This is a genomic window from Acinetobacter sp. P8-3-8 (assembly GCF_000214135.1).
Taxonomy (GTDB): domain Bacteria; phylum Pseudomonadota; class Gammaproteobacteria; order Pseudomonadales; family Moraxellaceae; genus Acinetobacter.
On sequence record NZ_AFIE01000171.1, the window covers coordinates 1 to 429 of the forward strand.

Consider the following 429-nt stretch of genomic DNA (forward strand, 5'->3'; position numbering starts at 1 on the left):
CATCGCTTGATTGATTCATCTAAGGACTCCCATAGACCGCATGCGATCTCGTAAAGTTGAACGACTAAACCCAAGTAGATCCGCTGTTTTAGTTTGATTGCCATTGCACAAAATCAAAGCCTCCTCAACCATTGCATGCTCAAGCTGTCGGAGGGCAATCCATATAGCTTTTTCAGGGTATTTACCCAAAGTGTCGATAATTTCAGATGTTAAAAAGGAAAGGGTTCCTAATTTTTTTTCATTCTTTTTATTGCTGGCTGATAGGTTGATTCCACCTGAATTAAAGTGATTTTCTTTAATGCGAAAGTTATTCGTGCCTACATCGAAAATATTGAGTGTCATTGCGTTTGAAACTTCGATCCACTCATTATCATCAATTAGATTAACTTCTATTTTTACACCTTGAACCCAAGCCAATTTAGCTTGTTC

The 429-nt window shown here is 37.8% G+C and carries 1 protein-coding gene; it reads right to left on the reverse strand.

Annotated elements, in window-relative coordinates:
• Window positions 1–15: 15 nt before the first annotated feature.
• A partial coding sequence (locus tag GGG_RS20290) for a helix-turn-helix domain-containing protein (RefSeq protein ID WP_010118179.1) occupies window positions 16–429 on the reverse strand: 414 nt, incomplete at its 5' end.